Origin of the sequence: Halomonas sp. AOP12-B1-6, from assembly GCF_052379225.1 — a bacterium.
Classification (GTDB): Bacteria; Pseudomonadota; Gammaproteobacteria; order Pseudomonadales; family Halomonadaceae; genus Vreelandella; species Vreelandella casei.
This window is the reverse complement of record NZ_JBQSYK010000004.1, coordinates 149,368-175,958: the sequence shown is the minus strand read 5'-3', so window position 1 is coordinate 175,958 and position 26,591 is coordinate 149,368. Positions and strand designations below refer to the sequence as shown.

At 53.7% G+C, this 26,591-nt stretch carries 23 protein-coding genes; 11 read left to right on the top strand and 12 right to left on the bottom strand.

What is annotated here, in order from left to right:
• Positions 1–39: 39 nt before the first annotated feature.
• The 8 genes from ACT3TR_RS13395 to ACT3TR_RS13360 all read right to left on the bottom strand — a co-directional run bounded on the left by ACT3TR_RS13395 (position 40) and on the right by ACT3TR_RS13360 (position 11,066).
• On the bottom strand, positions 40–417 hold the full coding sequence (locus ACT3TR_RS13395; protein ID WP_235042213.1) for a histone-like nucleoid-structuring protein, MvaT/MvaU family: 378 nt from the start codon (positions 415–417) through the stop codon (positions 40–42).
• Positions 418–715: 298 nt separating this feature from the next.
• Entirely contained in the window at positions 716–2,395 is a 1,680-nt protein-coding gene (rpsA, locus tag ACT3TR_RS13390) for a 30S ribosomal protein S1 (RefSeq protein WP_235042212.1), read from the bottom strand.
• Between the two features lie 183 nt (positions 2,396–2,578).
• A complete protein-coding gene (cmk, locus tag ACT3TR_RS13385) occupies positions 2,579–3,268 on the bottom strand; it encodes a (d)CMP kinase (RefSeq protein ID WP_441684412.1) in 690 nt (229 codons plus the stop codon).
• The gene (locus ACT3TR_RS13380; protein ID WP_444625485.1) at positions 3,261–5,540 is read right to left on the bottom strand and encodes a bifunctional prephenate dehydrogenase/3-phosphoshikimate 1-carboxyvinyltransferase; all 2,280 of its coding nucleotides are present in this window, start codon (positions 5,538–5,540) and stop codon (positions 3,261–3,263) included. Before ACT3TR_RS13380 ends, cmk begins: the two co-directional genes overlap by 8 nt.
• A 5-nt stretch (positions 5,541–5,545) precedes the next feature.
• On the bottom strand, positions 5,546–6,637 hold the full coding sequence (gene pheA / locus ACT3TR_RS13375) for a prephenate dehydratase (RefSeq protein WP_096280211.1): 1,092 nt from the start codon (positions 6,635–6,637) through the stop codon (positions 5,546–5,548).
• Between the two features lie 6 nt (positions 6,638–6,643).
• Positions 6,644–7,747, bottom strand: a complete 1,104-nt coding sequence (gene serC / locus ACT3TR_RS13370) for a 3-phosphoserine/phosphohydroxythreonine transaminase (RefSeq protein WP_444625486.1) — start codon at positions 7,745–7,747, stop codon at positions 6,644–6,646.
• Positions 7,731–10,490, bottom strand: coding sequence for a DNA gyrase subunit A (gene gyrA, locus ACT3TR_RS13365; protein ID WP_444625487.1), 2,760 nt, complete (start codon positions 10,488–10,490; stop codon positions 7,731–7,733). The genes serC and gyrA overlap by 17 nt, the downstream gene beginning before the upstream one ends.
• Positions 10,491–10,631: 141 nt before the next feature.
• Positions 10,632–11,066: an acyl-CoA thioesterase gene (locus ACT3TR_RS13360; protein WP_096282364.1), complete on the bottom strand. Its 435-nt coding sequence runs from the start codon at positions 11,064–11,066 to the stop codon at positions 10,632–10,634.
• 175 nt (positions 11,067–11,241) lie between these two features.
• Between ACT3TR_RS13360 and ACT3TR_RS13355 the strand changes: the two genes are divergently transcribed.
• The 11 genes from ACT3TR_RS13355 to nth all read left to right on the top strand — a co-directional run bounded on the left by ACT3TR_RS13355 (position 11,242) and on the right by nth (position 22,131).
• Positions 11,242–12,171, top strand: coding sequence for a recombination-associated protein RdgC (locus tag ACT3TR_RS13355; protein ID WP_096280217.1), 930 nt, complete (start codon positions 11,242–11,244; stop codon positions 12,169–12,171).
• 105 nt (positions 12,172–12,276) lie between these two features.
• Positions 12,277–13,458 carry a 1-acyl-sn-glycerol-3-phosphate acyltransferase gene (locus ACT3TR_RS13350; RefSeq protein ID WP_441684415.1) on the top strand — a complete coding sequence of 394 codons (1,182 nt, stop codon included), beginning with the start codon at positions 12,277–12,279 and terminating at the stop codon, positions 13,456–13,458.
• A 115-nt stretch (positions 13,459–13,573) separates the two neighbouring features.
• Entirely contained in the window at positions 13,574–13,855 is a 282-nt protein-coding gene (locus tag ACT3TR_RS13345) for a hypothetical protein (RefSeq protein WP_096280222.1), read from the top strand.
• A 103-nt stretch (positions 13,856–13,958) separates the two neighbouring features.
• Complete coding sequence (gene metG, locus ACT3TR_RS13340) at positions 13,959–15,995, top strand: methionine--tRNA ligase (protein ID WP_444625488.1); 2,037 nt, start codon at positions 13,959–13,961, stop codon at positions 15,993–15,995.
• Between the two features lie 180 nt (positions 15,996–16,175).
• The gene (rsxA, locus tag ACT3TR_RS13335; RefSeq protein ID WP_096280226.1) at positions 16,176–16,757 is read left to right on the top strand and encodes an electron transport complex subunit RsxA; all 582 of its coding nucleotides are present in this window, start codon (positions 16,176–16,178) and stop codon (positions 16,755–16,757) included.
• Positions 16,758–16,769: 12 nt separating this feature from the next.
• Entirely contained in the window at positions 16,770–17,381 is a 612-nt protein-coding gene (gene rsxB / locus ACT3TR_RS13330; protein ID WP_444625489.1) for an electron transport complex subunit RsxB, read from the top strand.
• Complete coding sequence (rsxC, locus tag ACT3TR_RS13325) at positions 17,365–19,053, top strand: electron transport complex subunit RsxC (protein WP_444625490.1); 1,689 nt, start codon at positions 17,365–17,367, stop codon at positions 19,051–19,053. Before rsxB ends, rsxC begins: the two co-directional genes overlap by 17 nt.
• A complete protein-coding gene (locus tag ACT3TR_RS13320; RefSeq protein WP_444625491.1) occupies positions 19,050–20,084 on the top strand; it encodes an RnfABCDGE type electron transport complex subunit D in 1,035 nt (344 codons plus the stop codon). Before rsxC ends, ACT3TR_RS13320 begins: the two co-directional genes overlap by 4 nt.
• Positions 20,081–20,716, top strand: a complete 636-nt coding sequence (gene rsxG, locus ACT3TR_RS13315) for an electron transport complex subunit RsxG (protein WP_441684419.1) — start codon at positions 20,081–20,083, stop codon at positions 20,714–20,716. The genes ACT3TR_RS13320 and rsxG overlap by 4 nt, the downstream gene beginning before the upstream one ends.
• Before the next feature lie 11 nt (positions 20,717–20,727).
• Complete coding sequence (locus tag ACT3TR_RS13310) at positions 20,728–21,426, top strand: electron transport complex subunit E (RefSeq protein WP_444625570.1); 699 nt, start codon at positions 20,728–20,730, stop codon at positions 21,424–21,426.
• Positions 21,427–21,492: 66 nt separating this feature from the next.
• Entirely contained in the window at positions 21,493–22,131 is a 639-nt protein-coding gene (gene nth / locus ACT3TR_RS13305; protein WP_096280236.1) for an endonuclease III, read from the top strand.
• A 63-nt stretch (positions 22,132–22,194) separates the two neighbouring features.
• Here the strand turns inward: nth and ACT3TR_RS13300 are convergent, their stop codons facing one another.
• The 4 genes from ACT3TR_RS13300 to ACT3TR_RS13285 are packed head-to-tail and all read right to left on the bottom strand — an operon-like array spanning position 22,195 to position 26,327.
• Complete coding sequence (locus tag ACT3TR_RS13300; protein WP_096280238.1) at positions 22,195–23,259, bottom strand: tRNA-queuosine alpha-mannosyltransferase domain-containing protein; 1,065 nt, start codon at positions 23,257–23,259, stop codon at positions 22,195–22,197.
• Positions 23,259–24,266, bottom strand: a complete 1,008-nt coding sequence (locus tag ACT3TR_RS13295; RefSeq protein WP_444625492.1) for an ArsA family ATPase — start codon at positions 24,264–24,266, stop codon at positions 23,259–23,261. Before ACT3TR_RS13295 ends, ACT3TR_RS13300 begins: the two co-directional genes overlap by 1 nt.
• A 51-nt stretch (positions 24,267–24,317) precedes the next feature.
• Positions 24,318–24,620 carry a cory-CC-star protein gene (locus ACT3TR_RS13290; protein ID WP_176483397.1) on the bottom strand — a complete coding sequence of 101 codons (303 nt, stop codon included), beginning with the start codon at positions 24,618–24,620 and terminating at the stop codon, positions 24,318–24,320.
• A gap of 30 nt (positions 24,621–24,650) precedes the next feature.
• Positions 24,651–26,327: a carbon starvation CstA family protein gene (locus ACT3TR_RS13285; protein WP_441684421.1), complete on the bottom strand. Its 1,677-nt coding sequence runs from the start codon at positions 26,325–26,327 to the stop codon at positions 24,651–24,653.
• Positions 26,328–26,591: the final 264 nt, after the last annotated feature.

The following is a 26,591-nucleotide window of genomic DNA, read 5'->3' as shown; positions in this document are numbered from 1 at the left end:
ACCGGCATTTCTATAAAGAAATGCCGGTGACTAAATAGCTTAGTCTTCCATGCGTACCAGCCAAGATTCAACGGCTTCATCGCCATGCTCATCTTTCCAGCTACGCAGGCCTTTGTGATTGCCGCCACGCGTTTCGATCACTTCGCCCGTCTTAGGATTTTTATAAATTTTAAGACGACGCTTACGACGCGCATTGCCACTTGCGGTGACTTTAGCACCACCACGTTGCTCAGCAGCAGGATCTAACAATGCAATAACGTCACTCGGGCGCTTTCCAAATTCTGTCATCAGAGCTTCAAGTTTAGCTTTGAACTCTAATTCGCTTTTTAGCCGCTGATCGCCCTCTAGACGCTGAAGGTCTTCCTGCAGCTGTTTTAGCTGTTGTTCTTTTTGAATATATTCGTTAAGTAATGACATCGGGGTTCCTTTAGTATCATATCCAACTGAACAGGGTCCAACTGGCTTAGGTGCAGACTTTACAACACTGGCACCCACTAGTTCAGAATGCTAGGACATTATTCCTGTAAAATAGCTAACTGACAACAGTCTAGTTGATTTTTACTCAATTACTATTCGTTTTTAAAACTTATAGCATTTTAATCAGCTTGAACCCTAACCAGTTTCAATCAATATGAAAGCCCGACAATTCATATATTACAAACAAAAGCGCCGCCCATAAGGGCGGCGCTTTTACAAACCAATAACTAATATACTATTAGTCTTGGCCCATTTGCTGCTTGATTAGATCACCGATAGTGGTCGGACCACCTGCAGTTTCCGGCTCTTGATCACGCAGTTTTTTAAGGTTCTGACGCGTATCGTCTTGGTCCTTCGCTTTAACCGACAGATTAATCTGACGGCTCTTACGATCAACGCTAACAATACGTGCTTCGACGCTGTCACCTTCATTCAATACATTACGCGCATCTTCAACGCGATCAGCACTGATTTCAGAAGCCTTCAGCACAGCAATAACGTCAGTCGCCAGCTCAACCTGAGCTTCTTTAGCATCAACTTCAATGACGCGACCGGTTACGATGCTGCCCTTATCGTTAACTGACAGATACTCAGCAACGGGGTCTGAATCCATCTGCTTGATACCCAGCGAGATACGCTCACGCTCTGGATCAATAGACAAAATAACGGCTTCAGCTTCGTCGCCTTTCTTAAAGCTGCGTACGGCTTCTTCGCCAGTATCAGTCCAAGAAATATCAGACAGGTGAACTAGACCGTCGATACCACCTTCAAGGCCGATGAAGATACCGAAGTCAGTGATTGACTTGATGGTACCTGAAACACGGTCGCCCTTGTTGTAATCAGTGTTGAAAGTTTCCCACGGGTTAGCAGTACACTGCTTGATACCCAGAGAAATACGACGACGCTCTTCGTCGATATCCAACACCATGACGTCAACATCATCGCCCACTTGAACGACTTTAGACGGATGGATGTTTTTGTTAGTCCAGTCCATTTCAGAAACGTGAACTAAACCTTCAACGCCCTCTTCCAGCTCAGCAAAGCAGCCGTAGTCAGTCAGATTAGTGACGACCGCGTGCACTTTCATGCTTTCCGGATAACGCTCTTTGATATTGACCCACGGATCTTCGCCCAACTGCTTCAGACCCAGTGAAACGCGATTACGCTCACGGTCAAACTTCAGAACTTTGACGTTAATCTCGTCACCAACAGCAACGATCTCAGACGGGTGCTTAATACGCTTCCACGCCATGTCAGTAATGTGCAGCAGGCCGTCAACACCACCTAGGTCTACGAAAGCGCCGTAGTCTGTCAGGTTTTTAACGATACCTTTAATCTGCTGACCTTCTTGCAGAGTGGCCAGAAGCGCTTCGCGCTCAGCACTGTTCTCTGCTTCCAGAACCGCACGACGAGATACAACAACGTTGTTACGTTTCGGATCGAGCTTGATGACTTTAAAGTCTAGCTCTTTATTTTCCAGGTGCGCAGTATCGCGAACTGGACGAACGTCAACCAACGAACCCGGCAAGAAGGCACGGATAGAGTCAACTTCGACCGTAAAGCCGCCTTTAACCTTACCGTTAATAACGCCCTTGATGATTTCGTCTTTCTCGAAGGCTGCTTCCAGAATCTTCCAAGCTTCTGCACGCTTGGCTTTTTCACGGGACAGACGCGTTTCACCGAAACCATCTTCAACGGCTTCAAGTGCAACATGTACGTCGTCACCGATAGCGATGTTCAGATTACCGTGTTCATCGCGGAACTGTGATGCAGGGATCTGACCTTCAGATTTCAGACCAGCGTTGACAGTAACCCAGTCACCGTCAATGTCGACAACTTGAGCGGCGACAATAGCGCCTGGCTCCATGTTGATGTCGTTAAGAGACTGTTCAAACAGCTCAGCAAAGCTTTCGCTCATGGTGTTCCTACGTAATTACGTTGTTGAGGCATAAATGCCTTCTCCGCACCACCAGCAAGTGCGGGCCTAATGTCACTCAGCCTTCGGGGGTGTTAACGCTGGTTAGACCTGACCGGGCTCACCGATGTGAGTTTAGTGCCCTGCCACGTCGTGACACCTATCCAAAAGCGCCGCAAGGGAGAATCACACGCCGCTTACAAGCCCACGTTGGGCTAGCAGTTCGGTCAGTCGATCAACCACTTCCGGTATGCTCAGACGCGTGGTATCAAGCGTTATGGCATCATCTGCCGGCTTGAGAGGTGCCACGCTGCGCTGCATATCACGTGCATCGCGTGCCTGAATCTCCTTTAAAAGACTCGGAAGACTAGCATCCACCCCGGCTTCCTGCAACTGCAGATAGCGCCGGCGAGCGCGTTCGTCGGCGCTCGCCGTTAAAAAAATCTTCAGCGGGGCATCAGGAAAGACCACCGTTCCCATATCGCGACCGTCCGCCACAAGCCCCGGCGCTTGACAAAAATCACGCTGGCGTTGCAAGAGAGCTTGGCGCACTAATGGCAAAGCGGCCACCCGCGAAGCACGCTCACCGGCGTCTTCGGTGCGAATGACTTGGCCGACATCATCACCTTCAAGCATTGTTCGCGGCCGGCCATCCTCAATCGGGAACGCAACATCCAACTGCTCAGCTAAACGCGCTAAAGCAATTTCATCGTCTGCGGCCACATCATGATTAATGGCCGCCTGCGCCGTTAACCGATAAAGCGCACCGCTATCTAGCAGATGCCAGCCCAACCTCTCTGCTACTAAACAGCTGATAGTGCCTTTACCGGCACCGCCGGGGCCATCAATCGTCAGAACGGGGACACGTTCATTCATGCGCGCCCTCCACGCTGATGCCCATGCCTATACGCGTGGCTAACTCAACAAAATCCGGGAAAGAGGTGGCCACGTTGGCACAGTCTTCAATGACAATGTCATCACCAGCGCGCAGCGAAGCGATCGCAAAGGCCATAGCAATACGATGGTCACCCAGGCTATCAATGCGCCCACCGCCATAGCTGGCGACCTGCGCATTACCATTACCGGTAATATCGATGCCGTCTTCTACCACGGTGTGCTGAACGCCTAGAGTAGCAAGACCATCCGCCATTGCCTGAATACGATCTGATTCTTTCACGCGCAGCTCTTCTGCCCCTCTAAGCCGCGTTATGCCCTCTGCATTTGCAGCGGCAATAAACAGCGCAGGAAATTCGTCAATCGCCAGCGGCACTTGATCAACGGGGATATCGATTCCCTTTAGCGGTGCGTAGCGAATGCGTATATCCGCCACCGGCTCGCCGCCCACTTCGCGCTCATTCTCTAGCAGCAAATTAGCGCCCATCAAGGTAAGGATATTAATCACACCTATGCGCGTTGGGTTAATGCCCACGTGCTTAAGGGTAATATCAGCCTCTGGGGTAATCGCCGCCGCGACTAAGAAAAACGTCGCTGAAGAAATATCCGATGGCACGTCGATAGGAGCTGCGGACAGCTTGCCGCCGCCCTGAAGCCAGCACGTATCGCCATCACGAGAAACCGCATAGCCGAAACCGTTAAGCATGCGCTCAGTGTGATCACGCGTGGGGGCAGGCTCACGCACTCGCGTTTCGCCCTGTGCGTACAATCCGGCTAACAATAGGCAAGACTTCACCTGCGCACTGGCCATAGGCATATCGTAATGAATGCCTTTCAGCGCAGCGGCACCGCGAATTTTGAGCGGCGGACGTCCGCCCTCAGCGGTATCGATCGTCGCTCCCATTTGGCGCAGCGGATCGGCTACGCGCCCCATCGGCCGCTTAGTTAGCGATTCATCGCCGGTTAGCTCGCTGTCGAATGCCTGACCGGCCAGCAGACCAGAAAAAAGTCGCATAGCGGTGCCGGAATTACCCACGTAGAGCGGCCCAGCAGGCGCCTTTAGACCGTGCAGGCCTACGCCATGAATAGTAACTCTCCCCTGCTGCGGCCCTTCAATCGCCACGCCCATTTCACGAAATGCCTGCAGCGTCGCTAAGCTATCTTCGCCCTCTAAAAAGCCTTTAACTTCAGTCACACCTTCCGCCAGCGCACCCAGCATTATAGAGCGATGAGACATAGACTTATCGCCCGGCACGCGCAAATGCCCTTTTGCTTGGCCGCCTGGCCGCACACGGTAGGTCACCTTACCTTGTGGTTGCATATGATATTCCGCCTGATAGCTGGTTTTATTCAATAAAGAGTCGAAATAGTGCCGGGCATGGCTGGCGCGATCAAAGGTGGCAATCAGCGCATCGCTATCACCGGACTCTACCGCATGACGAAGGCGCCCAAGCCCTGCTTCAAAATCATCTAGCGATGCCAATACCGCGTGTTTATTGGCGATAAAAATATCTCGCCACATGACCGGATCGCTACCCGCAATCCGCGTAAAATCACGAAAACCACCCGCCGCATAGCGAAAAATATCGAGTCGCTCATCCTGACGAGCAAGCGTATCAACTAGCGAAAATGCCAATAAATGCGGCAAGTGGCTGGTCCGTGCCAATACCTGGTCATGGCGCTCAACGTCCATCTCCAACACCTCGGCACCGCAGTCTTGCCATAGCCTGCGGACTCGATCCAAAGCATCGCGGTCAACGTCAGGCTCTGGTGTCAGAATTACTTTATGATCCACATATAATTGTGGGTTTGCGGCTGCTACACCGCTTTTTTCTGAACCTGCAATCGGGTGGCCTAACACCAAGTTAGTCGGCACTCTGCCAAACACACGCAGCGCGCAGGCCCGAATGGTTGCCTTAGTACTGCCGACATCCGTCATAACGACATTCGGGGCAGCCCTTGGCAGCGCATCGGCTAGGTTAGCCATAACGCTCTCCATGGCCAGCACCGGCACTGCCAGCACGATCATAGAGGCCCCTTCCACCTGTTCAGCAAGACAAGTGCCACCTGAATCGATCAAGCCCATTTCAATCCCGCGAGCGATCTCATGCTCATCAGGATCGCAGGCAACTATCTGCCCCTGAAAACCCGCCACGCGAAGCGCGGATGCCAATGAACCGCCAATTAACCCTAAGCCAACAATTAACAACCGCGACTCATGAGATGCAGACTGACAGAGATGTTCCGATGCCATCAATGTCACAGCACGCCTATGGGATAAGAACCTAGCACCCGCAAGTCAGCCGCACGCAGCCGTACTTCTTCAAGCACCGCGGCAACGCGTGGCTCATCACGATGGCCTTTAAAATCAATGAAAAAGACGTAATTCCAAACACCAGTACGCGAAGGACGCGTTTCAAGGCGGGTTAAGTCAATTTGATGGCGATGGAACGGCTCTAGCAGCGCGTGCAACGTACCCGGCTGGTTGCGCATAGCAACCACAATAGAGGTTTTGTCCTCGCCAGCCATCGGCACATCCTGATTACCAATAATCAAAAACCGCGTGGAGTTATCAGGGCGGTCTTCAATCTTCTCGGCGATATGCTCTAGGCCATAAAGTTTAGCCGCCATATCGCCAGCAATCGCCGCGCTGTGCCACTCGGTTTTCACCAGCTTTGCCGCTTCAGCATTAGAAGACACCGGCACACGCTCAGCATGAGGATAGTGGGCATCCAGCCATTTACGGCACTGGCCGAATGACTGGGGGTGTGAATAGATGCGCGAGACTTTGTCACGGCGGGTCGTTTCACTGACCAGCAGGTGATGATGAATACGCAGCACCACCTCACCACAAATTTTGATCGAGGAGTCCATAAAAGTATCAAGGGTGTGGTTGACCACACCTTCAGTGGAATTCTCCACGGGCACAACGCCATAATGAACGGCGCCCGCCTCTACCTCGCGAAACACCTCATCGATAGCCGCCATTGGCAGACTAACGGCGCTTTCACCAAAGTGCTTAAGTGCCGCCTGCTGTGTAAACGTACCCTCAGGACCTAAATACGCCACTTTAACCGGCTGCTCTAATGCCAAGCAGGCCGACATAATTTCGCGAAACAGACGCGCCATTTCTTCGGAATCGAGCGGCCCTTTGTTCAAAGCCATAATGCGGCGCAGCACCTGAGCCTCTCGCTCAGGGCGATAAAACACCGCGTCCTTGTCTTCAGCCAGCTTAACGTTGGCTACCTGCTGAGCGCAGCTAGCGCGCTCGCTGATCAGCGTTAGAATCTCGCTATCAAGCTGATCGATACGCTGGCGAAACTCGTCTAAGTTGATCGACGAATTGGACATGGTGATTTAGCCCCTTGTTTGTTCGAAATCAGCCATAAATGCAATTAATGCATCTACTGCAGACTCAGGCACCGCGTTATACAGGCTGGCACGCATACCACCGACGCTACGGTGGCCTTTTAAATTCAGCAAACCTGCGGTGTCGGCTTGTTGTAAGAACGCCTTATCCAGCGCTGCATCGGCCAATACAAAAGGCACATTCATCCGCGAGCGATTGGCCTTAGCAATGGGATTGCTATAAAAATCGCTGGCGTCAATCGCAGCATACAGTTTGTCGGCTTTACGCTGGTTAATAGCGTCCATAGCGGCCAAACCGCCAACGTCATCTTTAAGCCACTGAAAGACCAAACCGGCCAAGTACCATGCGTAGGTCGGCGGGGTATTCACCATCGACCCTGCTTCAGCCAGCATTTTATAGTCAAACAGAGAGGGAATATTCGCCTGCGCCTGGCCTAACAGATCGTCACGAACGACCGCGAGCGTTAATCCGGCAGGACCAATATTTTTCTGTGCCCCGGCGTAGATAACGCCAAACTCGCTAACGTCGATGGGCCCCGAGAGAATATTCGATGACATATCGCAGACCAACGGCACATGACGGCCATCAGCCCGCTGCGTGTCAGGCGTATAGTCAAACTCCAGGCCACCAATTGTTTCGTTAGAGGTGTAATGCAGATAGCCTACGTCGTCACTCAGCTTGATGCTATCGCGTGCGGGCACCGCCGTATGTCCATTGAGCTCACTGCTGGCCGACACATGGCAGTCGAAACCAAGGCGCTTAGCCTCAGAGAGTGCTTTTTTGCCCCAGATACCCGTCTGAATAAAGTTGGCGCTACCGCCCTGGCCCAACAAGTTCATTGGCAGCATGGCAAACTGCATGCTAGCGCCACCTTGCAAAAACAGTACTTTATAGTTCTCAGGCACATTCAGCAGCTGACGAAAATCGGCCTCAGCACGCTCTGCAATGGCAATAAACTCATCGCTGCGGTGGCTCATTTCCATAACAGAAAGGCCACGACCTTGGTAATCCAGCAGCTCTTCACGCGCCCGTTCAAGCACGGCTACTGGCAGGGCCGCGGGCCCTGCGCAGAAATTATAATGACGTGTCATCAGTCCCCGTTTCCTGTGCATCATCGGATGATTCGCCTGCCTCGGCACGCTCAAGGCTGTTTTGTTCAAGACCGTCCTCGACAAGAGCACCAAGCTCATCAGCTTCTTCCGGCTCACCGATTTCTTCCGGCTCATCAACGCGGACTGTCTTGACCAGCTTCTCTTCTTTACCCAGGCGAATCAGCATCACGCCCTGGGTATTACGCGACGTGGTAGAAACTTCTTCTACGCGGGTACGCACTAGCGTTCCACGGTCTGTGATCAGCATCATTTCATCGCTGTCATAAACCTGCATCGCCGCCACCAGCGCTCCATTACGCTCGCTAGTTTGCATGGCGATAACACCCTGGCCACCGCGGCCACGCAGCGGAAACTCTTCAAGGCGCGTACGCTTGCCGTAGCCGTTTTCACTGGCGGTCATGATATAGATCTGACCGTCGGCGGTTTCGGCCGCAGCGCTCTCAACTGAGGCATCTTGCGTTTCGCCTTCGGCATCGGCTTCAGCATCAATCTGCTGACTCTTCGGAATAATCAGGCTGATGACTTCCGCATCACCCGCCAAGCGCATGCCGCGTACACCACGTGCGGTACGACCCATAGCGCGGGCATTGCCCTCTTCAAAGCGAATAGCCTTGCCATTAGACGACAACAGCATGGCATGATCATCACCCGTGGTAATTGCCGCACCGACGAGGCGGTCACCTTCTTCCAGATCAATCGCAATAAGACCGACGCTGCGCGGACGTGAGAACTGTTCAAGGCTCGTGCGCTTCACGGTGCCTTTGGCCGTCGCGAAGAAAATATAGTGCTCGGGATCGTAGTCACGCACCGGCAGAATAGCGTTTACCGCCTCGCCTTCTTCTAGCGGCAGCATGTTCACCAGCGGTTTACCGCGTGAACCACGGCTAGCATTCGGCATTTCGTACACTTTCAGCCAATACACTTTGCCGCGGTTAGAGAACAGCAGCACGGTATCGTGCGTCGATGCCACCAGCAGGTGCTCGATGACATCTTCATCTTTCATCGCCGTTGCGGACTTACCGCGACCACCACGACGCTGCGCCTGATAATCAGACAGCGGCTGCGTCTTGGCATAGCCAGAGCGCGACACGGTGACAACCATGTCCTCTTCGGCAATCAAATCTTCAATCGAAAGATCTAGATGACTGGCCTGAATTTCAGTCCGACGGTCGTCAGCAAACTGATCACGTACGGCGTGCAGCTCTTCACGAATAACTTCCATCAAGCGATCTGCCGAGGCCAAAATCTCGGTCAGCTCAGCAATTTTCGACAGAATAGACAGGTACTCATCAAGGAGTTTCTCTGTCTCAAGACCCGTCAAACGATGCAGGCGCAGCTCAAGGATGGCCTGGGCCTGGGCAGGCGACAGACGATACGACGTGGCTGCCGTGTTTAAGCCGAACCCTTCGTCTAGCTCTTCTGGCTTGCATGACGTAGCGCCCGCCCGCTCAAGCATCGCGGTTACCTGGCCAGGCGGCCAGGTTTTAGCCAGCAGCTTTTCACGCGCTTCTGCAGCGTTGGTCGAGGCCTTAATCAGCTCAATTACTTCATCAATATTAGAGATAGCGACAGCCAAACCTTCAAGCAGATGGCCACGCTCACGCGCTTTTTTCAATTCATAAAGCGTACGCCGAGTCACCACTTCGCGGCGGTGGCGAATAAAGGCTTCAAGCATCTCTTTGAGATTCAGCGTGCGCGGCTGGCCGTTTTCAAGCGCCACCATGTTAATCCCGAACACGTTTTGTAACTGCGTCTGGGCGAACAGGTTATTGACCACTACTTCGCCGGACTCGCCGCGCTTGATTTCAATCACCACGCGCAGGCCGTCTTTATCCGATTCATCGCGCAGCTCAGCGATGCCTTCAATTTTTTTCTCTTTCACCAGCTCGGCGATTTTTTCAATCAACCGCGCCTTGTTCACCTGATACGGCAACTCGGTGATGATAATGTGGTCGCGACCGGTTTTATCGTGATGCTCAATCGTATGGCAGGCGCGCACGTAAATGCGCCCGCGGCCAGTACGGTACGCAGACAAAATGCCCGCACGGCCATTGATAATCGCGCCGGTGGGGAAATCAGGACCAGGGATGTACTCCATCAGGTCATCCACCGACAGCGTGTAGTCATCAATGAGCGCCAAACAGCCGGCGATCACTTCACGCATGTTATGCGGTGGAATATTGGTCGCCATGCCTACAGCGATACCAGACGAGCCGTTGATCAGCAGATTAGGTACTTTGGTGGGCAGCACGGCGGGGATACGCTCGGTGCCATCGTAGTTATCTACCCAATCAACGGTATCTTTTTCAAGATCAGCCAGCAGTTCATGGGCAAGGCGCGACATACGCACTTCGGTATAACGCATTGCAGCCGCGTTATCCCCATCAATAGAACCGAAGTTACCCTGACCGTCGACCAGCACATGACGCATTGAAAAGTGCTGAGCCATACGAACGATGGTGTCATAAACCGCGCTATCACCGTGCGGGTGGTATTTACCGATAACATCGCCAACGACACGCGCCGACTTCTTATACGGTTTATTCCACTCATTACCTAGCTCATGCATGGCAAACAGCACACGCCGGTGAACCGGTTTCAGGCCGTCACGTACGTCGGGTAACGCGCGACCGATAATGACACTCATCGCATAGTCGAGATACGACTGTTTGAGCTCGTCTTCAATATTGACGGGCAAGATTTCTCTGGCGATGTCACCCATGAAAGTCAGATCCTTGGCACTGCGAGAGTTGAAAGCGCTTAAAAATACCGCCCATGAAGGCGCAGCATCTGGGCGCGCAAATATTCCCCATCATACCACCGCAAAAGCACCAAGGGCAGCCAGAGAGCCCAGCAAAGCCTTTTAGAGGCTAAATGCCTCTTTTGTGATCGTTAATGCGCTCAGCGTTTCACGCACATCACCCTCAATAGCGGCGGCTTTATTAGCCTTTAGCTCCAATAGCACAAACGTTAAATCCGCTTGGGCGATCAGCGTACCGTCCTTACGGATAATACGGTGGTGGCATAGCCCACTACGCTCCCCAACGTGGACAATACCGGTAAGAATTTCCAAGTCATCACCATGGCGTGCCGCGGCGAGATAATCAATATTCAAATTGACGACAACAAACGCCCTCCCTGCCTTATGAAGCGTTTGAATCATTTCGGGATATTGATCAAAAAAATCCCAGCGCCCCTCCTCCATAAACTCTAGGTAGCGGGCGTTGTTAACATGGCCATAGCCATCCAGATGATATCCCCGCACGCGCAGCTGAACTCGCGACAACGATGCTGTCATAGCCATTTCTCTCTCTTTAGCTGTTCAAAAACTAGCTGTTAAGAAAGCTAGATATGCAAAAAGTCAATCAAACACAAGTTTGAAACAGATGCAACAATGTGGATTGCCGGTAGCGTACTGGTAGGAATGCCACTCTTTCGCCATAATGTGCCACCTTTTGAACAGGATTGGCCTCATGTGGTTTAAGCACTTGCATATATACCGCCTGCACGACGCGCCTGAATTGAGCATCGATGCGCTCGCTAGCGCTTTAGATGAGCATTCCGCCAAACCACTGGGCAACGCCGATGCGCGCCGACTTGGCTGGACAGCGCCAGCAGGACGTCTGGGTAGCGGGCAGCTTGTACATGAAATCCAAGGGCATCGCCTGCTTTCAGCTCTGCGCCAAGAGCGCCTACTGCCTGCATCTGTCGTAAAAGAAGAAGTTGACGAGTTGGTAGCAGACATCGAGGCCAGTGAAGGCCGCAAAGTGACTCGCAAAGAAAAGACCGCCTTCAAAGAGCAAGTAACCGAAGACCTGCTGCCCCGCGCGTTTGTTCGTAGCCAGAAAATTGATCTCTGGTGGGATACCCGCGGCCAGCTGATTGGCATCAATGCCAGCTCGCGCACCCGCGCCGAGGATATCCTGGATTTACTGCGTGAAACGCTAGGCAGTTTGAAGGTCACGCCGCTCAGTTCGCAAACGCTCCCTATCCGTGCGATGACGACGTGGCTAGGCGACGCTGCCAGCCGCCCTGCCGACCTGCAGCTAGGCGATCAGGTAGAGCTCAAAGCAAAAGGCGATGATGGCGTGCTACGGGCCCGGCAAGTCGATCTTGATAGCGATGAAATTCAGCAACTGCTTGAAAGCGGCCGCCAAGCTAGCAAGCTCGCCATTAGCCTGGAAGGACGCTTAAGCTTTGTGCTGCATGACGATCTTGCGTTGAAATCATTGCGGTTTGGCGATGCACTCATTGAAGAAGCCGACCATGCTGACGACGGCGATGACGCCCTTGCTCGCCTGGAAACGGACTTTATTTTGATGGCGCAAGCATTGTCTGAAGACATTCCTCGCTTAATAGAATGGTTAGGCGGCGAGACGCAGCGGGAACCTGCGGCTCAGTAATGGGCTCTCAGTTCTCCATAGGGATTCAGTTCTCCGCAGGGATAGCGCATTCCTTCGCCTCGATACTATTCGTCGACACTTTTTATTTATCAGCCAACGGTTCGCATGACTCAATACAATAACGCTACCAACGTCTCTACCACGGCAGATCCATGGGCCGATATTCGGCCCTTTATGGATAATGAAGTGGCCGATGTGCTTGCCAGGCTCTCCCGCGATAACGAGCTGCTGGATGCGCTGACGCGTTTTCGGCTGCCTCGCCTAGCGCGCTGGGCCCCTTCGATTGCACGTACGCTTGCTAGCCGTGCAGTGCGCCGTGAAGTCAAAGATGTATCGAGCGTTTATGAGTTTCAAATGCGCATTGCGCATTATATGGAACGCATGATTCGCACCACGACGGATGCGTTTGAAGTCACCGGGCTTGACAAACTCGATCCTAACGGCGCTTACCTCTTTATTGGTAATCACCGCGATATCTCCCTGGACCCTGCTTTCGTTAACTACGCGCTGTACCAGGCCAATCGCGACACGGTGCGTATTGCGATTGGCGACAATTTGCTTAAAAAGCCCTATGTCACCGATCTGATGCGGCTCAACAAAAGCTTCATTGTTCCGCGCAGCGCGCGGGGCAAGCGAGCAATGCTGGCGGCCTATCAGCAGCTTTCAGCCTATATTCGTCACACCATTACCGAAGACCAGCACTCCATTTGGATGGCTCAGCGTGAAGGCCGCGCCAAGAACGGCATCGACCACACCGAGCCGGCCATAATCAAAATGCTCATCATGGCCAAGCGCCTTTCAGAACGCGACATGGTCTTTGGTGAAGCCATCGCCGAGCTAAAATTGGTACCCGTATCGATTAGCTATGAGTATGATCCTTGCGATGTGCAAAAGGCCCAGGAGCTGCATGATGTGGACACTCAGGGCAGCTACGCTAAGGGTGAATTTGAAGATATTCGCTCTATTGTGGCCGGCATCACAGGCTCTAAAGGCCGCGTAAGGCTGCATTTTGGCAGCCCGGTTGGCTCGGACATGGCAACGCCGGATGAAGTAGCCGCCGAAATTGATCGCCAAGTTATCGGCGGGTATAGGCTTTTCCCAAGCCATTACCTAGCCTTAGAAGCACTTGGTGAAGCGCCTGAGCTAGTGGCACGCAAGGCCATCACTCGACAAGATAGGGAACGCTTTAATGCTCGACTAGCCGAGGTTCCGGCGCCGCTGCGCCCTTACTGGCTTGCTCAGTACGCAAACCCTGTTAAGCATAAAGCGGGCCGTTTGACACTTTAAGGTAAAGCCGCTTATAGCAGACAAGTCATGCCCGTTAGCTGAAAAAATGCTATGGTCAGAATATTGATTGGTCTCGCTTGGTGTTAATGCTGATCGCGATCTTAAGGAGACACCCATGTCCGGTTCAGAAATTCAGAAAACACGTGTCATCAACGAGCTACGTGGTTTCATTCGCAAGTTGCTGGAAGACCCAAAAATTCTCGAGCAATCATTGGCCATTGCGCGTCAGCAGCTAACCGAGGGCAACAGCCCTGCGGCGATGGTGCGTATCGCCAACGAAATCTCTGACACCACCAGCGTGCATATTCCAGAAGATCCCGCTGAGCACTCTGACGCCGACAAACTCTTTTTAGAGCTACTGCGCGAAGTGGTCCAAGAAGAGCAGGCGCTGTATTAAGCGCTACTCACGGCAGCGCCATCGGCGAAGTGTTTAGCGACTTCGCCGCCTTGTTTGTTCCCGCCTCACCCGCACTCTTATCCACTCGGAACTAATCTTCACCATGTCTAACACCGCCACGCGCAATATTTTGGTGACTAGCGCGCTCCCTTATGCCAATGGAGCCATTCACCTCGGTCACTTACTTGAGTATATCCAGACTGATATCTGGGTACGTTTCCAGAAAAGCCGTGGCCAACAGTGCTACTACGTGTGTGCAGATGATGCTCATGGCACCGCCATTATGCTACGTGCTGAGCAGGAAGGCATTTCGCCTGAAGCGCTGATCGAGCGCGTTTCACAGGATCATCAAACGGACTTCGCGCGCTTTGGGGTTGGGTTCGACAACTATCATTCCACACACTCCTCTGAAAACCGTCACTTCAGCGAAATGATTTATAAGCGCCTGCGCGATAAAGGCCATATTGCTACGCGCGATATAGAGCAGATGTTTGACCCGCAAAAAGGACTGTTTCTCGCCGACCGCTTTATCAAAGGCACCTGCCCTAAATGCGCTTCTGACGACCAGTACGGCGACAATTGTGAGAAGTGTGGCGCAACGTACACTCCCGCGGACTTGATTAACCCGGTCTCGGCTATTTCCGGCGCAACGCCCGAAGTACGCACCTCGACACACTATTTCTTTAAGCTGCCCGACTTTGCGGATTTCTTACAGCTCTGGATTGATGATGGCCACGTGCAGCCGCAAATTCGCAATAAGCTCATGGAATGGTTTGAGTCTGGCTTTAACGAGTGGGATATTTCCCGCGACGCTCCCTATTTCGGTTTTGAGATTCCCGACGCGCCGGGCAAATACTTCTATGTGTGGCTAGATGCGCCGATTGGCTACCTGGCGAGCTTTAAGAATCTGTGCGACCGAGAAGGCATTGATTTCGACAGCTACTGGAAGAAAGGCTCTGAGGCCGAGGTCTATCATTTTATCGGCAAAGATATTGTCTACTTTCACGCTCTATTCTGGCCGGCCATGCTGCATGGTGCAGACCTGCGCACGCCCACTGCCGTCAACTGCCACGGTTTCCTAACCGTTGATGGTGCCAAGATGTCAAAATCTCGCGGCACCTTTATCAAGGCAGCCACTTACGCGGATCATCTAAACCCTGAATACCTACGCTATTACTTTGCTGCCAAGCTGACGTCCAAAGTGGATGACCTGGATTTAAACTTGGATGATTTTGCCGCACGGGTAAATTCAGACCTAGTTGGCAAGGTGGTCAATATCGCCAGTCGCTGCGCCGGTTTTGTGAAAAAGCTCGGCGGCGGGCAGCTAGCGGAGCACTGCGCCGAACCTCAAATGGTCGCCCGTTTTATTGCGGCCGGTGACGAGATCGCCCAAGACTTTGAAGCGCGTGAATTTAGCCGGGCCATGCGCCACATTATGGAATTGGCGGATGAAGCGAACACTTATATCGCTGAAAAAGAGCCCTGGGCACTGGCTAAGCAAGAGGGTCGCGAAGCCGACGTGCTTGAGATTTGCTCGGTAGGCATTAACCTGTTCCGCCAGCTAATGGTTTACCTTGCCCCGGTCATCCCAGCTATGGCTGAACAAGCGCGCGCATTCCTTAACGTTGACTCGTTAGACTGGCACAGCCGTCAACGCATACTGACCAGCCATTCGATCAATAAGTTTAAACCCCTAATGACCCGCGTTGAGCGCGACAAAATCGATGCGATGATTGAAGCGTCGAAGGAAGATCTTGTGGAAGAGCAAAAACTCAAAGAAGCGCCGAAAGGTCCGTTGGCAAAAGACCCAATCGCTGCCGAAATTGACTTTGAAACCTTTGCCAAGGTTGACCTGCGCATCGCGCGCATCGTTAAAGCTCAGTATGTCGAAGGCGCTGATAAACTGCTGCAGCTGACGCTCGACTTAGGCGGCGAAACGCGCAACGTGTTCTCCGGCATTCGCTCAGCCTATGCACCAGAAGCACTTGAAGGGCGCTTAACGGTAATGGTAGCTAACCTAGCCCCGCGCAAAATGCGCTTTGGCCTATCAGAAGGCATGGTGCTCGCCAGTGCTAATGAAGAAGGCATTTATTTACTAACGCCTGACAACGGAGCCGAACCAGGCCAGCGCGTCACGTAACGTATATAAAACACGCTATGTTAAAGGCAGAGACAGTGCGCTCTGCCCTTTTACGTTTTTAAACATTCATACTGCCACTTCGTACGACGTTAGTGCCGAGCAACCTATAGGCTAGCCCCTCATCAATCATTCAATCGCCCCCCTAGCAACTGCCGAGCTTTGTTCGCACAATACGCCATCATGAGTGAGCTATTTATTATTTTGATCAGCACTGCGCTGGTTAACAACTTTGTATTAGTCCAGTTTTTGGGGCTGTGCCCCTTCATGGGCGTCTCCAATAAGCTGGAGTCGGCCATGGGAATGTCGCTTGCCACCACGTTTGTATTGACCTTGGCATCGGCAGCAAGCTTTGTGGTTTATCACGGCCTACTAGTGCCGCTGGACGTAACGTACCTGCGCACCATCAGCTTCATTGTGGTCATTGCCGCGGTGGTTCAATTCACCGAAATTATGGTGCGCCAGCTGAGCCCGCTTTTGCATCAAGTGCTGGGTATTTTTCTGCCCCTTATCACGACTAATTGCGCGGTATTAGGCGTCGCGCTGCTATCGCTAAACCGCGACCTTAGCTTTTTTCATACCACGCTATACGGGCTAGGGGCGGCGCTAGGGTTCTCATTGATTTTGGTTTTGTTTGCCGCGATGCGCGAACGTTTAGCGGGTGCAGACATCCCGGCACCGTTTAAAGGTGCCGCCATTGCGATGATTACCGCAAGCCTTATGTCATTAGCATTTATGGGCTTTTCTGGATTAGTGCAGGGATGAAGGCCGCGCATAATGATTAACACACTGGATGTCATCAGTATTGTTAGCGCAGTGGCGGTGCTTACGGGCCTAGGCATTGGTTTTGGCGCCCTTTTAGGCCTCGCCAGTGAGCGCTTCAAACGTGAAGATAACCCGTTAGTTGAGCAAATTGATGCGCTCTTGCCCCAGACCCAGTGCGGCCAATGCGGCTATCCTGGGTGCCGCCCCTATGCCGAGGCGATAAACCAGGGCGATGCGCTCAACAAATGCCCCCCGGGTGGCGAAGCAACGATTCACGCGCTGGCTGATTTGTTAGGTCGCGAGTCAGCGCCGTTGGATGGCGAAGTGCAAAGCGAAGTTAAGGTAGCGTTTATTCGCGAAGCGGAGTGCATTGGCTGCACAAAATGTATTCAAGCCTGCCCCGTCGACGCCATTATTGGTGCCGCCAAGCTCATGCATACCGTGATTGAAGATGAATGTACCGGCTGCGACCTGTGTCTGGACCCTTGCCCCGTTGACTGTATCGATATGCTAACGCGCAGCAAGCCTCTCAACGATTGGCAGCCACTCAGGGCGCAGTCATCTAACGTCATTGCCAGCGACCGATCAGCGCTGCCTGAGGATGCTCATGCCGACCGCGTTTGATTTTCCAGGCGGTATTTACCCGCCCGAGCGCAAGCGTCGCTCTCAGCAATCGGCACTGCTTGAAGCACCGCTTCCTCGCCAGGTGATACTGCCCCTTCACCAGCATAGCGGCCAGCCCTCCACGCCCTGCGTTAACGAAGGTGATGCGGTGAAGGTCGGCAGCATTATCGCCCGCCAAGAAGGCATGATTTCAAGCCATCTACACGCCAGCATTAGCGGCGTCGTTGCCAAGATTAGCGCGACCCAGATAACCATCGACAGCGATGGACGTGATGACTGGCAGCGCTTGCCTGCGATGAACTGGCAGCTTAGCGAGCCACCTGCCCTTTTAGAGCGCTTAAACGACAGCGGTATTGTTGGATTAGGCGGCGCAGGCTTTCCCACCCACATCAAGGCACGGGTGATGGAACAGCATTCGATTCATACGCTGGTGATTAACGCCGCCGAATGTGAGCCTTACATCACAGCCGATGACCTCACGCTGCGCCACCATGCCGGTGATGTGTTCGAAGGCGCGCAGCTAATAGCCAAGCTATGCGGTGCAAGGCACATCGTTATTGGCATTGAAGACAACAAGCCTGAGGCCATTGAAGCGCTTCGCCAAGCGCTGCCACTTAGCCAACCTCTGACCGTTCAACTCAACGTCATTCCTACGCGCTACCCCAGCGGCGGTGAGCGACAGCTGATTAAAAAGCTGCTCAATCTTAACGTGCCAAGCGGTGGCCTGCCCGCAGACGTAGGCGTGGTGTGCCATAACCCCGGCACCCTACTGGCCTGTCTGCAGGCTGTACGTGACGGGCAGCCACTGGTCTCCAGAGTGGTGACGCTGACAGGCGACGCCATTACATACCCTGGCAATCGCTGGGTGCGCCTAGGCACCTCTATTCAGGAACTGCTGGAGCAGGTAGGCCTTAACCGCGCACAGCTGAGCCATGTCATCCAAGGCGGCCCCATGATGGGCTCTCCGCTGCTAACGCTAGCGACACCAGTCACGAAGCTCACCAACTGCTTAATCGCCGCAACGTTAGATGAGTTGCCGCAGGCTCCGGCTGAATCGCCCTGCATTCGCTGCGGCGAGTGCGAAAGCGTGTGCCCGGTGGCGCTATTGCCACAGCAGTTGCACTGGTACGCACGTGCCAAAGACGATGCCAGGATGGAGCGCTATCATCTGTTTGACTGCATTGAATGCGGAGCCTGTAGCTATGTCTGCCCGAGCCACATTCCGCTGGTCGATGATTATCGCGATGCCAAAAACCGCCTACGCCATCAGCGTATAGAAACGCTGAAAGCCGAGCATGCCAAGCACCGCTTTGAGTTCCGCCAAGCGCGGATCGCTAGGGAAGAGGCTGAGAAACAGGCCCGGCGCGAGGCCCGCCAGTCACAAAACCGCCGAACGCCGCCTGCGACTGCACCCGCTAACAGCGGAGAAGTTGACCTACGCGGTTTGCGGATTGCTCATGCTGCAGCCAAAGCGTCGGTCAAAAAAGCCGAAAAAACCTTGGCTCGGGTAGCCCAGGAAGACCCAAAACAGTCGCTTGAAGATCTCGAAATACAGCTTGCGACCGCGCAGGAAAACTTTCGCGCTGCCGATTTACAGCTGGCCCAGGCACGCAAGCAGCAGGCCGCTGAAGCGCCCGCGCCCGCGCCCGCTCAGAATAAGGAATCATTATGAGCATGATGCAGGCCTCTCAGACAGGCAGTGGGAACACCGCAGCCAAAAGGCCATCAACTGCGAACATCATGCGCTGGGTGATCATTGCCACCCTACCGGGCATCGTCACGATGAGCTATTTTTTTGGCCTTGGCGTACTGAGCAACATGCTGCTAGCTGCAGCGTTCGGTATGGCGTTTGAAGCGGCCATACTGCGGCTACGTAAACGACCGATACGCGTCACGCTGAATGACTCAAGCGCCCTGCTGACAGGTATTCTTCTCGGCGTATCACTGCCGCCTGCCAGCCCCTGGTGGCTAATCGGCGTGGGCATGGTGGCAGCCATCATCGTAGCCAAACAGCTATACGGTGGATTAGGGCACAATCCTTTTAACCCAGCGATGGTCGGCTATGCGCTGCTGCTAGTGTCATTTCCCACTTATATGACGCTGTGGGCACCCCCTCAAGGCGCTGTACCCAGCGACTTATGGGCTCAAATTAGCGGATCGCTACCGACAGCCCAGCTTGATAGCTTGAGCGGCGCCACGCCGCTGGATGCGTTTAAACATAAAAGCGAGGCGATGCTTGCCAGCGAATTCTGGGCAGCTCAGCCACTGCCCTCAGGAACGCTAGCCGCCTGGCGTTTAATCGCTATCGCCTGGCTAGCGGGGGGCCTACTTTTATTGGTGAAGCGCATTATCAGCTGGCACATTCCAGTAGCGATGCTGAGCAGCATGATGTTGCTGGCTACGCTGTTCTACCTTAACAATCCAAGCCACGCTGGCTCTCCGCTACTGCATCTGGTGACGGGTGCAACGCTATTCGGGGCATTTTTTATCGCCACCGACCCCGTTTCTGCGGCCACCAGCCGGCGTGGAAAACTCATCTATGGCGCCGGTATTGGCGCACTGATCATGATAATCCGCAGCGTGGGTGGCTATCCCGACGCGGTTGCTTTTGCAGTGCTGTTAATGAATCTCTGCGTACCTCTGCTGGATCTGTATAGCGTGCCTCGCCCAATGGGCCACGCAGCGCGCGGAGGTCGGCGATGACGCCACGCCAAGCTATGCAGCGTGGCGCAATCGCACTGGGCACCTTTGCACTGGTAACCGCCGGTAGCGTTGCTTTCACGCGCACACTCACCGTCGACCGCATAGCAACGCATCAGTTAGCTTATCAGCACCGTCAGCTTCAACAAGTGCTGCCCAGCGCGCTGGCTAATACGCCCATGAAGCGCGTATTAGAGAGTAGCTTCACGCTCCCCAACGCCGAACGCCTTGGGCTAGCTTCTGGTGCTCAGGGCTGGCGGATTAGCGATCAAGGCCGCAGCGCGCTGGTTTTCCCGGTAGTGACACGCCAAGGTTATAATGGCGAAATTCATCTTTTAATTGGCATTGATGGACAACAGCGAATTACTGGCGTACGCGTTACCCAGCACCAGGAAACGCCGGGTTTAGGCGATGACATTGAGCGTCGCCGCAGTGACTGGATTACCGATTTTGACGGTCTGGATTTAGACAGCCTGCGACCCGACGACTGGGCGGTTGATAAAGACGGCGGTCATTTTGATGCCTTTACGGGGGCCACCATTACGCCTCGCGCCGTGGTTAATGCCGTGCACAACGCATTGCAATACGCCGCCGACACGCCGCTAGCTATTCCAAATGAGGAGCCAGGCACATGAAATCCAGCGCCATGAGCCAATGGCATCAGCTTGCTCGCGAGGGCCTGTGGTCCAATAACCCTGCACTTGTGCAGCTGCTAGGGCTTTGCCCGCTGCTTGCCGTTAGCACTAGCGTCGTCAACGCCCTGGGGTTAGCCCTTGCCACACTAATGGTGATGGTCGCTGCCAGTACCACCATTTCGCTGATTCGCCACCAGGTACCCAGCGCAGTACGCCTGCCCGCCTTCGTGATGGTGATTGCGGCCTTTGTTACCTGCGCAGAGCTACTGATGGCCGCGTATGCCTACCCGCTTTACCAAGTGCTGGGGATATTTATTCCCTTGATTGTCACCAACTGCGCCATTCTGGGTCGCGCGGATGCGTTTGCCTCGCGCCAACCCGTGCTGCCCGCGGCCATAGATGGCTTTATGATGGGCTTAGGTTTTGGCGCCGTATTGATACTGCTGGGCGCACTGCGTGAATTGCTGGGCCAAGGAACGCTGTTTAGCGATATGGCGCTGCTATTTGGCTCGGCGGCAAGCGGCTGGCAACTCACTATCGCCGATGACTATCAGTTTCTATTCTTTGTGCTACCGCCGGGGGCTTTTTTCGTGGCTGGGATGCTAATCGCGCTAAAAAATGTTCTCGACCAGCGCCAACGCTCCCGAGCCAGCCCGGTAGTGGCTCCTCGCACAGAGCGGCGCGTACGCGTGACCGGTACGATTAAATAATCGACACGTATTATTCAACGCGTCGGTTTAATACGCAGTTTGGTTTTATCATTTAAGAGAACATCCATGAATGCCCTAAAGCGCCATGAAATTTTTTCCCGCCTGCAGGCAGAAAACCCACACCCGACCACTGAGCTTAATTGGCATACACCGTTTGAGCTGCTGGCCGCCGTACTGCTATCAGCTCAATCCACAGATGTCGGTGTCAACAAAGCCACTGCGCGACTTTACCCGGTGGCCAACACGCCCCAGGGGATCATTGATTTAGGGGTCGATGCGCTTAAAGGCCACATCAAAACGATCGGTTTATATAACACTAAAGCCGAAAATCTGATGAAAACCTGTCATATGCTCGTCAATCAGCACGCAGGCAATGTGCCTAATACTCGCGAAGCGCTAGAAGCACTGCCCGGCGTCGGCCGTAAAACGGCGAATGTGATTCTTAATACGGCGTTTGGCCAGCCCACCATGGCGGTCGATACGCATATCTTCAGAGTCTCTAATCGTACCGGCATCGCACCAGGTAAAAACGTTGTCGAGGTAGAGCAAAAGCTGCTGCGCCATGTACCCAAAGCGTTTCTGCATGATGCGCATCACTGGCTGATACTGCACGGACGCTACACCTGTATTGCGCGAAAACCCCGCTGTGGCAGCTGTATCATTGAAGATCTATGCGACTTTAAAGACAAAACTGAGCTTGCCTAATGCCTAACACCCAACACCCAACACCCAACACCCAACACCCAACACCTAACGCCAGCGCACGGCTTACGCGCTAACAGCTAATAGCTGGCGATACGCATCGCGCCAGGCGGGCCATTCCCATGCAGTGGTCGCCAGGGGTGCCGGGCGCGTCGTCGAGTCTGTCAACCAGTCGTAAAGCCGTTGATAAAGCCCTTCCCGCGTGCCGTCATAGCGATAGGCCGGCGGATAAAGCGCCGGGAAGCAAAGCCTGTCAGGCACCAGCGGAAGCGCCCCGCGCTGGGCCGCTTCCATAATGGCCAGCCCCTGAAACTCATGCCAGGTAGTTGAGACGACAATACCCGCGCCTTCTAGCAGCGCGCGGTATTCAGCCTCTGGCTGCGGGCCCCAGGCAACAACATGCTTAGCTAGACGCTGTTCCGCTTGCTCAAAAATGTCGGGGGATTGACGAAAACGCTGCCCCAGCACGGCAAGCTCAAACGCTACGCCTTCAGCACTTAGCCTAAACAGCACCTCAAAAAAATCATTCGGGTTCTTGTCATACTCCCAGCGGTGGTTCCATACAATAAGCTGAGGGCGTCTAGGCGTATCATGCAAAGAAGTTGACCTTATTGATAGAGGCACTGGCAGCACATGAGCGCGTTTACGCAGCGCTTCAAGCGGATTGGCGGCAGGCAAATTTTCCGGCATTTTTTTCAGAAATGCCCGTGCGCCATCAATAAAAGAATCGCGATTATAGGCGCTGTTAAATACAACGCTATCGGCTGCCAAAGCGGTGTAGAGATTGACCATTTTGGCCTCTACTTGCGGCATCTGGTCGCTGGATTCCGGATAGGCGAACTGATTCTCATGAAAGTAGACGATCTTTTGCGCTTGACCAAGGTGCGGAAACAGACCAATTAACGTTGCGAGATCGACCATTGAAGTCGCCAGCACCACGTCAAACGACTGGCTGAGAGTGGCATGCTCTTTTAACATCCAGCTCAGCGGGTTACCGCGAATTCGCCAAGCGAAGTGACGCGGTGGAAGGCTTAATAGTGTCCATGACACATCATCCAGCTGTGCCATCAAGCTCTGCGCCCAGTATCGATGGCTAACAGCTTCATAGGCTGATAACAGTAATACCCGCATTAAAACCCCTGTTGATCAAGCTTACCCGCCAGCATTTCTAATACCTCAATACCTTGAACATCGGTAGGTAGCCACGGCAAACTTGGCCGCGGAAATCGCGCAAATAACGTATCTATGCGCGCAAGATAGCTGGCTTCCTGCTCGCGCCGCGCCTGTAAAAAAGCACCGTCCGCATCCGTTGGGATCACTCGATTAACCAGCGTCCCTGCGACGGGAATATGCGCCTCTTCGAGCGTTCGAACGGCGCGATCTGTTTCTAGGATGGGCAGCCGCTCGGGCGTCATCACAAACAGAAAGCTACAGGCTGTGGTGTCTTCAATGCGTCGTCGCGCCTGATGAAACAGCCGCCGTCGATTGATCAATGTCGTGGCCACTTCCCGGGTACGCTCGTCTAAATCATTCAAAGGGTCTTCACTAGGATCATCAAACGGTGTTGCCACATCACGGCCCCGCTTTGGAGTGAGGTGGTCCAGCACCTTGCCAAGCTCTGCGGACTTGCGATTGTGGGCCAGTAACCCGTCGGTCCAGGCGGCCATCGCTTCAGGCAATGTTAACAGCCTTAACGTATGGCCAGTCGGCGCCGTATCGAAAATAATCAGATCGTAGGGCGCGGTGTCGTCGATCATTAATCGCGCTAACCGTTCCAGTAACGCGGCCTCCTGGGTGCCGGGAGACTGGCGGGTTAGACGCATCTGACGCTCCAGCTCCTGCATCATTTCAGGAGCCGCGTAGCGACGCATCTGCTGGGTCACGCGCTGAAGGTGGGCTTCCACCTCGATATCAGGATCAATTTCCATCGCATCCAGGTTGGGCAGCAGTCGCCGCGGAGCATCACCTAACGAGCGATCGAAGACATCACCTAAGCTGTGCGCCGGGTCGGTCGACACCACCAGCACACGCTTTCCCCGACTGGCCGCGAGCACGGCTAAAGAAGCCGCTACCGTGGTTTTCCCAACACCACCTTTGCCGCCTACCCACAGCAGGCGACGATTGAGTACTGCTTGCATGGCATTCCTCACTTGTTCGACGTAGCGCTCTCTAAGGCAAGACAATAGCCATCAGCAGCAACGGAAATGGTCCAGCGGCGAACGCTCCATGCCCATTCGCGTGTGCCAATCATGGAAACGCTCCAGTAACAGCGGCTGAAGCTCAAGGGTGTAGTACGAGGCCGGATTCTGTAAGCCCATCATTTCAGAGAACACCAACAGCATAAACAGGTCGTCTTCGTCGCGTCGCGCTCGCGCAATAGCGCCTCGATAGCGCGAGTTATATACCTCTTCAGAAAAGAAACGGGCCTGGTTCAGCCAGGCCCGTAACTTGTCACGACGCGGCGATGACCCGTGCATCGGGTCATCATGCATAGCGATTACTCCCTTTCAGTCATACTTGCGTTAATCACCTTGGGCAGCCATTTCAGCGCGCGAACGCTTGAGCGCGGAGGCACATTCCATCGCCACCATAATAGCCGCCACCAGCACCACAATATCCATCACCAGTAAGAACATGTTGCCCTGGTTCCAGAACGTGCGCAGCTGTATCAGTAGCGCCAGGATCGTCATGACCAATAAAAAGCATAGCGGCGCCAGCGTATACCACATAGGGCGCTTCAGGCGCACAAGCATGACAGTAATCACGAGTAGCGTTAGGCCTGCCAGTAGCTGGTTGGTGGTGCCGAACAGGGGCCAGATAATCAGACCACCCGAACCATCGGCACCGCCTGCGCCAAACGCTAGCAGCAAGCAAGTGCCTACCGCTAGCCCCGTGGCAATCGATGGTTTTTTCATCCACGGCTGGTCGTAAATATCGCCCCACTCTTGAAAAATGTAGCGCTGTAGGCGAAGGCCCGTGTCCATGGTAGTGCCCGCGAAAAGCGCCGCCATCACAGTGAGTAGCGTCGCCGCGGTCACCTCAGGCAACCCAAGACCGTTATGAATAATAAAGGCGCCACCTTGTACGAAGGCATTGACGCCGCCCTGCCCGAAGGAGCTATACATCGCCTGCCAATCGCCAAAGGTGGCAAAACCGGCGGTCGCTGCCAAAATAGCCGCTAGCGCCAACATGCCTTCGCCCACCGCGCCGAAATAACCCACAAAACGAGCATCGGTTTCTTTATTCAGCTGCTTAGACGTAGTGCCTGATGAAACAAGCCCGTGAAAGCCCGAGATGGCCCCGCAGGCAATAGTGACAAACAGCAGCGGTATTAACGACGGCGTGCCTTCAGGAACATCGCTATTAAATGCGGGCGCTACTAGCACCGGGTTCAACAGCACCAGGGCCCCATAAAGAATGAGCAAGCCAATGAAGAGCTGCAGCCCGTTAATATAATCCCGTGGCTGCAGCAGCATCCACACCGGCAACAATGACGCAATCGCCGCGTAACCGAACAGAATAACAATCCAAATAGCATTGCCTGATATACCGGCCACTTCAGCAGGCATTTGAATAGGCACAGAAGGCCCAATACCAATCAGCGCGTAGAGCGCAATGACGCCGATAACCGATACCACCGCCAGGCTCATAATCCGGCGATAAATCATTTGCCCGATAATTAGCGCCACAATAATAGCGCCCCAAACCGGAACGACTGCGCTTGGGAAGTTCATCATTAATCCGGCAATCACCACGGCGAAGACCGCATTAACCATCAGTAGCACTAGAAAGATAACGATCATAAAGATACTACGAGCACGCTTACCAACCACGTCACCAGTTAATGCCCCGACCGATTTAGCCCGATTGCGTACGCTGGCCCAAATAGCACCGAAGTCATGAATACCGGCAAAGAAAATAGTGCCGAACACTACCCATAAAAAAGCCGGCGCCCAGCCCCATATAACGGCGATCGCAGGCCCCACAATCGGCGCAGCTCCCGCAACGGAGGTAAAGTGATGGCCCCATAAGACGAATCGATTGGTCGGCACATAGTCAATGCCGTCCTCAAACTCATGGGCAGGGGTTTTAAAATCAGGATCCAGTTGATAAATCTTCTCCGCAATAAACTTGGAGTACACGAAGTACCCCACGGCCATTGCGCCAAGACCTACCACTAGAAGGAAAATAGCACTCATGGGCGCCGCTCCTTTGGGTTTGATTGTTATTGTTTATTTAATAAACCTGGGAATTGCTGCTCTTATCACCTTACAGAGTGGTATGAGGAAACGCTTACGTCCATAACAATACGGCGCTAATCGCGGGAGTTGATTCTAAAGTTGTACTTAAAGCAGCGTAAATCTCGATATAAGCCTTATTAGCCCGCCTATTTATTTAGCAATACTCATTTACCAGCATTCGGCCAAGGTCGTCTTGGCCGCACTCCTCTAGCTCACTACACT